The organism is uncultured Vibrio sp., assembly GCF_947488985.1.
Lineage (GTDB): Bacteria > Pseudomonadota > Gammaproteobacteria > Enterobacterales > Vibrionaceae > Vibrio.
This window is the reverse complement of record NZ_CANLBV010000145.1, coordinates 1-5,642: the sequence shown is the minus strand read 5'-3', so window position 1 is coordinate 5,642 and position 5,642 is coordinate 1. Positions and strand designations below refer to the sequence as shown.

5 protein-coding genes and 1 pseudogene are annotated in these 5,642 nt (G+C 43.8%); 5 read left to right on the top strand and 1 reads right to left on the bottom strand.

All coding sequences use genetic code 11. The features are described from left to right. Positions 1–384, bottom strand: a pseudogene (locus tag Q1A70_RS18685) (hypothetical protein); the annotation flags it as partial. A gap of 418 nt (positions 385–802) precedes the next feature. Between Q1A70_RS18685 and Q1A70_RS18680 the strand changes: the two are divergent. The 5 genes from Q1A70_RS18680 (at position 803) to Q1A70_RS18660 (ending at position 5,445) form a co-directional block, all read left to right on the top strand. Further along, a complete protein-coding gene (locus Q1A70_RS18680) occupies positions 803–1,387 on the top strand; it encodes a hypothetical protein (RefSeq protein ID WP_299695221.1) in 585 nt (194 codons plus the stop codon). A gap of 191 nt (positions 1,388–1,578) precedes the next feature. Further along, a complete protein-coding gene (locus Q1A70_RS18675; RefSeq protein ID WP_299695224.1) occupies positions 1,579–2,913 on the top strand; it encodes a transposase in 1,335 nt (444 codons plus the stop codon). Between the two features lie 80 nt (positions 2,914–2,993). Continuing rightward, positions 2,994–3,188, top strand: a complete 195-nt coding sequence (locus Q1A70_RS18670; protein ID WP_299695227.1) for a DUF2798 domain-containing protein — start codon at positions 2,994–2,996, stop codon at positions 3,186–3,188. A gap of 94 nt (positions 3,189–3,282) precedes the next feature. Then, complete coding sequence (locus Q1A70_RS18665; protein WP_299695230.1) at positions 3,283–4,197, top strand: GNAT family N-acetyltransferase; 915 nt, start codon at positions 3,283–3,285, stop codon at positions 4,195–4,197. A 264-nt stretch (positions 4,198–4,461) separates the two neighbouring features. Next, positions 4,462–5,445: a rhodanese-related sulfurtransferase gene (locus Q1A70_RS18660; protein ID WP_299695232.1), complete on the top strand. Its 984-nt coding sequence runs from the start codon at positions 4,462–4,464 to the stop codon at positions 5,443–5,445. Positions 5,446–5,642 lie beyond the last annotated feature (197 nt).

The window sequence follows — 5,642 nt, the reverse complement described above, 5'->3', positions numbered from 1 at the left end:
GCTGGCATTCATGTTGATGTGGCTACCGATGTATTGTTGAACGCGAAATGTACAGCAAAGATCAACACGCCCTAACTTATCATTCGTTTCTTGATAACGGAAAAATAAGTAACACACGATATATAGCATCCCTTGCCATTCAGGAAAACGACGGATCTTATACAGGGATTGGTGCCGAATAATAGACGCGTAGTACGTTAAGTTCCCTTGCGATAGCCCTAGTTCACAGATGAGCCCCTTTATCTCTTGATACACACTTTTTATTGTACTGTGTGTTTCAATTTCACGCATAAGTTCCGATGGGGTGAAGTCTTTCGCTGAGCCTTTCTGCGCTGAAAGTTGATTCAAGCGCCCTTTGGTATGCAGTATTTTTTTAAGTTGCATACGAGTGGTATCTGACATGGAGCTTGAGAGAATAGACTCTGTCCTCTGCCTCTCACTGGCTAGGACGGACGTGATCATGGTTTGTAATGTTGAATAACCGGCTAAGCCAATGCGTTTTTGGCCAAAGAAGGCTAGGGCGTGTTGATCTTTCGTGGTTAAATTTTGTTCGAGATAAAAGCGTTTTAATCGCGGCGAGGGGGAAGTAGCCTAGTCACTCTAAGCAAATCTCCCTCAACAAAGAGTAAAACGCTTTTAGCCGAACCCTTCGGGCAGCGTTTGCTGGTCATTTCTACTACGTTATCGGCTTCTCATGTAGGCTAGCTACACATCGAAGCCTCTGTCTTGTATAAATACCCAGCAACTCGCTGCAAAAAACAGCTCGAAAGATCAACACGCCCTAGTCACCGCGTTTCAATATGTGACCAGAAAACAAAGGGAATCCGCCTCTGTCGCTGCTAAACAAAGGATTGCAGATGAGCTTGAAGTGGTAAGAGACAAACTGACCCATGCCGGTCACCTCCTTAGACTCTTTATCGATGATTCCGTTAGTGACCAGACTCAATTTGGTGATATTCGGCAAAATGCCTTTGAAAAGCTCTCCAAAGATGAAATCCAGCTCATTAGTCAGCACTTAAATAAGGAAAATTTTGATAAGCGACAGTACGAATGGCAACACATTGACAGCCAATATAGAAAGATTTCAAACTCTATTAGGCCCCTTTTTCTAGCGATAGATATTGAATGTGAACCCGGTCAAACATTACTTTCTACGCAATTACAAATAGCAAAATCAGAGCTTCAAAAAGAAAAGCACCTTTGTACTGCCGACCAAAGGTTGCTTCTTAAGCAGGACAAAGACTATATCGTTGATAAGGAAGGCGTTAACTATCGACGTTTTGAATATTACTTGTACCAGAAAGTCTCTCGAATGCTTGATAGCAACCATATATTTGTCAACGAAAGTGCGAAAAACAAACGTCTCGAAGACGATCTTATCCTATAACTGAATGGAAAAAGAATGAAAATCTTGTTGCCAATACAGGGCTAGATAAGTTGATTGCTCCTATCGAGCAAACCCTTGCGACATTAACACAATCCGTGCGTCACAAAATGGCTCAAGTCAGCCGCAATATCAATGATGGAGCCAATGATTTTGTTATCCATCAACCTCGCACCAATCAGCTCACTTAGAAGTTGGCTAATAAGCGTTGGAAAGACGATCTTGATAACCCGATTTACAACCAACTTCAACATATGGGTATTATCGAAATCATGGATTACGTTAATCAGAGAACCGGTTACTTAAATGCCTTCAAAAGTATCGGAACTAAGAAGCTAGGGAGTAAGGCGAGAGAAGAAGACTTACTCGCTTGTATCTTTGGCAATGGCTCTAATTATGGCTTGCATCATATGTCATCGATATCTGATCGAGCCATTGGTGTTCTAAGAGCCGTAAATGATGGGTACATTCGGCCGGAGACGACAAGCGATGCCAATGATGTGATTTCGGATGCCCTAGCACAACTTCCGATCTTTAAACATTACACAATCAATGAGTCAACCCCCTTTGGTAGTATTGATGGTCAAAAGCATGCCTGTCGTATCAATACATTCAAAGCTCGATTTTCAGCAAAATACTTCCGTAAGGGCAAAGGGGTATCCGCTCTGACGTTGGTGTCAAACCATGTACCTGTCAACACCAAGATCATTTCAGCTAACGAGTATGAAGGACATCATGCTTTTGACTTGCTCTATAACAATAGCAGCGATATCCAGCCTAAAGCGTTGGCAACCGATACCCATGGGGTCAATAACGTCAACTTTGCGATCCTTGACTTATTTGGTTACCAATTTGCTCCACGATACGCCAAGTTTAAACATGTCTTCCATGATTTGTTCGAAATAGAGCATGGAGAAATCGTATCATTAAAGCTGCGCCGACCCTTTAACACCTCACTAATCAAACGTGAGTGGGAAAACATTCAAAGGATCATTTGCTCGTTAAGTCGTAAGACAACGACACAAAGTACGATCATTACCAAGCTGTCGAACGGCAAGCAGAACAGTCGAACATTAGCCGCACTTAGAGAGTATGACCGAATCATTAAGTGCCTCTATATACTCGATTATGTTGACGATAAAGTACTGCGACAGTTTGTCCAGCAAGCTTTGAACCGTGGCGAAGCCTACCACCAACTACGTCGAGCTATTGCGTCAATCAATGGAAATCAATTTCGTGGAGGCAATGATTATCAGATAGATCAGTGGAATGATTGTGCGAGAATTATTGCTAACTGCATCATTTATTATAACTCGGCCTTGCTATCCAATCTGATAGAGAAGTTTGAGCAAGAAGGTAATCAGGAAGTGGTGAATCTGATAGCGGGTTTATCTCCAGTCGCATGGCGTCATATCCAACTTGCCGGTAATTACACCTTTGGTATTCAGAAAAACAATATTGTTCTAGAGAAACTGCTTGAGAACTTAGAGCCTTGGAGAGAGGATAGCATGGTCGAAATGGTGGCTTAAGAAGGATATTAGAGAATAAGCGATTCCTGTCAGCCCTTATAAATAAAGGGCTGTAGGCTCACATTGGACTTTTCGCTGAAATGGGCGCAAAACCCCTACTCAGCATGCCTGCCATCATGGTCGCTAAAAACCTTCCACAAGGCGGCGTGTTTTTTGATGCTTGGCTAACCGCTGTCGGTCAAATGCTTCCATCCACATTATTGTTATTGGCTGTGGTTGCCCCAACGGTTCGACTGTTCGTGACTAAGGTGTTATTAGAACCAGTGAGCAAGTAGCCACAACATACGTTGATAGTATCAACATCATTGACAACAAACTGTCTTTGACATTATCGTTGATACTATCAACGTATATTTCTATGGAGAGAATATGTCATCGGTTATGCAGATAAGAAGCGAGCTACGTTATCTCGTTCGCGAACTTGGGTTATTGGATAAGAACTGCCTAAATTCAGGTTTATCACTGACACAAGTTCACCTTCTTACTTACCTTCGCAAGAATGGACCGACTCCCTTTTCTGAGCTCAGCATTCAACTTAGTGTGGAAAAGGCATCGCTAAGCAGGACACTCAATTCACTGGCCGAAAAGCTCTATATCGAGACATCGCCTAGTGCAACGGATAAGCGCCAAAAGCTGTTTTATCTAAGACAAGAAGGATTAAGCCGATTAGAAGAAGCTGATGATTCTGCTAATCACGAGCTGTCTCAATTGCTTAACTTGATGAACCCAGAAGATACGCAAAATGTGATTGATGGACTGCGAGCGCTAAGACTGAGTGCCTTTCGTAAAAGTGCCACTCACAACAAAGCCAGAATACAGATCGAAGCGTGCTCACCTGTGTATCGCGCTGAAATTGATTCACTGATTAAAGACACCTTTGCGGATGAACAGAGTATTCCCGAGGACCTTATTCCTCTTTCTGCCGATATCAACCAAAAGTGGTGGCTCGCACGGTCCGGTGAATACGTATTAGGAGCAGTGGCCGCTTGGGAACAAGAAGGCGAATGGCACTGGGGACGTTTTGCTGTCGACAACCGATTCCGCGGGCTGGGTATCGGCAAAGCTTTAGCGCGTTACTCGCTGGTTCAGACTCTAGAAGAAACCGACCAAGTTCATATCGAAGCACGCGATCCCACCGTCAACATCGTAAAAGCACTTGGCGGAGAGGTTATTGGCGATAGGTTCGACTTCTATGGAATGCCAGTCACACCCATGTGTTTAACGCTCAATCAGCTTGAGGAAACGACAAAAACGCAGGAATTCACCCTGCCCACTCACCTCTAGTCTCTTCTTTTATTGCTCATATTACACGCTATCAAACAATCACCTGCCTAGGACTTCACGTGGCAGGTGAGATGAATCATCAAAGCCTTATTTATTGAGGTGTTAAATAGCCCTAGATTTGGTTGGTTTTTGTCCTACATCGCCTTAGTTATACTGCGACGGATTTTAATAAGCCATCATCACAAGCTAGGTGGAATTACCCAGCTATGATCAGAATTGGCAACCGCTCTGGATTTACGTTCCAGCTCGCAGAAAGGAAAAACCATGTCTCAATATGTTGTATGTGCTCTGTATAAATTCGTAGCACTTGATGATTACCAAGAAATTCGCCAACCACTCACAGAGCTGCTAGAAGCCAACCAAATTCGCGGTACTTTGTTACTTGCGAGTGAAGGCATTAACGGCACAGTTGCGGGTAAGCGCGAATCTATCGACGCCCTTCTTCAATGGTTCAAGCAAGACCCACGTTTGGCTAATGTCGTTTACAAAGAGTCGTTCAACGAAGAACAACCATTCAACCGCACCAAGGTTAAGCTTAAGAAAGAGATCGTAACCATGGGCGTTGAAGGCATCGACCCTCGCCACGTTGTGGGTACGTACGTTAAGCCAAACGAGTGGAACGCATTGATCTCTGATCCTGATGTAATTCTGGTTGATACTCGTAACGACTACGAAGTGGACATCGGCACGTTCAAAAATGCTGTAAACCCAAACACAGAAACCTTCCGTGAATTCCCTCAATACGTCGCAGACAACCTTGATCCTAAGAAGCACAAGAAAGTCGCGATGTTCTGTACAGGTGGTATTCGTTGTGAAAAATCAACAGCCTACATGAAAGAGCAAGGCTTTGATGAAGTCTACCACCTTGAAGGCGGTATTCTTAAGTACTTAGAAGAAGTGCCAGAAGAAGAGAGCATGTGGCAAGGCGACTGCTACGTATTTGATGGCCGTGTTGCGGTAAATCATCAGCTAGAAAAGAGCGATTACGATGTGTGTAACGCTTGCCGCCTACCTATCACAGAAGAAGACAAGGCCTCACAGGACTTCGAAAAAGGCGTAAGCTGCCCGAAGTGCATTGATAAGCACAGCGACCAGCAAAAAGCCCGCTTCCGTGAGCGTGAAAAACAAGTTCAACTGTCAAATGCGCGTGGTGAAACTCATGTCGGTGGCGAGGCCGCTCATCTAATCGAAAAACGTAAAAAACAAAAGCTCACCTACAAGGCACAACAACGCTCCGCTAAAAAGTAACATCACCTCATGGCGATAAACCAATCAAGGGCATAGATTCGACGACAGTTCGCCGGATGATGCCCTTTTTGCACACTGACATCGCTTTGTGTTTTAAACCACATTCCTTTCAATAAATTGCTTCTATACCCGTGATCATTGAAGGTGCTTGATTTTTAGTAAAATCAGGATCATGCTACGAACTATGATAATTACAC